Source organism: Streptomyces sp. NPDC047061, assembly GCF_040643955.1.
GTDB lineage: Bacteria > Actinomycetota > Actinomycetes > Streptomycetales > Streptomycetaceae > Streptomyces.
Map to the genome: position 1 here is coordinate 1 of NZ_JBEYVI010000136.1, position 1,245 is coordinate 1,245.

At 60.4% G+C, this 1,245-nt stretch carries 1 protein-coding gene and 1 pseudogene; both read left to right on the forward strand.

The annotated features are described in order from the left end of the window. Nucleotides 1-102: 102 nt before the first annotated feature. Nucleotides 103-744, forward strand: a complete 642-nt coding sequence (locus tag ABZ887_RS51145) for a pentapeptide repeat-containing protein (RefSeq protein WP_361306611.1) — start codon at nucleotides 103-105, stop codon at nucleotides 742-744. Nucleotides 745-916: 172 nt separating this feature from the next. Continuing rightward, nucleotides 917-1,149 (forward strand): annotated as a pseudogene (locus ABZ887_RS51150) (Ku protein); the annotation flags it as partial. Nucleotides 1,150-1,245 lie beyond the last annotated feature (96 nt).

A 1,245-nucleotide genomic window follows, 5' to 3' on the forward strand; every position in this document is an offset into this window, starting at 1 on the left:
GCCCTCAGCCTGCCCCAACCCCGAAAAGATCCCACCACACAGACTCAACGTCCCCGTCAGCAAGCTGCCGGGGACTCATGAACGATCGAGGCTAAGGCGAACTTGGCTGGCGCGACCCTCGTGGACGTGAAGCTGAATGGAGCTTTCATGTCCGACGCAAATCTATCCGAGACGTGGGCCAACGGAACGAGCCTGAGAGACGCCATATTGCCCAGAGCGAATCTGGCCGACGCCCAACTGTACGGCGTGGACTTCACCGGGGCGTACCTTTCTGGGGCTGACCTTGCCGGTGCCTTCCTGAGCCTCAAAATCACGGACCGAGATTCGGAAAGGGAAACCCCCACGAACATGACGGGTGCGAATCTCAGCACCGCTGACCTGATTGGTGCGGATTTGATCGGTACGAATCTCACGGGCACGAACCTCACCAACGCGTACCTGATTCGTGCGGACCTAGGCGCAGATGGGGAGTTGCCCGCCGCGAAACTGACCCGCGCGAACCTCACCGCTGCGTTGCTGGAGGATGCGGACCTCAGAGGTGTGAATCTGGAGGGCGCGAAACTGAAGGATGCGGACCTCAGAGGCGTGAACCTGGAGGGCGCGAACCTGAAGGATACGAACCTCAGAGGCGTGAACCTGGAGGGCGCGAAACTGAAAAATGCCAACTTCACGGGCGCAAGCCTGAAAGGTGCGAAACTGAAAGGCGCAATTATCGATAGAGCCATCGGGCTTCCACCCGCGTAGGTTTGGAACGCACCCACGGCGTATGTCTGGGGGCGGAGGATGAAAAGCAGCCTTACAAGGTGCAGTCTCAGATTCGTCGATCGGCCATGATCTGGCTATTCACCATGAGATTCGGTCACGAAAGCCGAGACCCTACACTGGAGGGGCTCGGGGCTGGTGGTGGAGGTGTGTTGTGCCCCGAACGATCTGGTCAGGTGCCATCAGCTTCGGCCTGGTGACGGTGCCTGTTCACGTGGCCAGCGCAACCGAGGACCACTCGGTGCGCTTCCATCAGTCCACGTGGCGGACATGGCCCGGGTGAGGGTCCGCAAGTTCTGCGAGCTGGAGGACCGCGAGGTCCGGGCGGATGAGATCGGCAAGGGCTTCGAGCTGACGAAGACGCTGGTCGTTCCGGTCACTGACGAGGTGCGATGTGCCGGTTTGGTGTCGGTGGTTGGTGTCAGTGACGGCATGTCAGGTCAGGGTGTTTTCGCTGCTGGCTGGTGTTGAGCATGGAGAAGT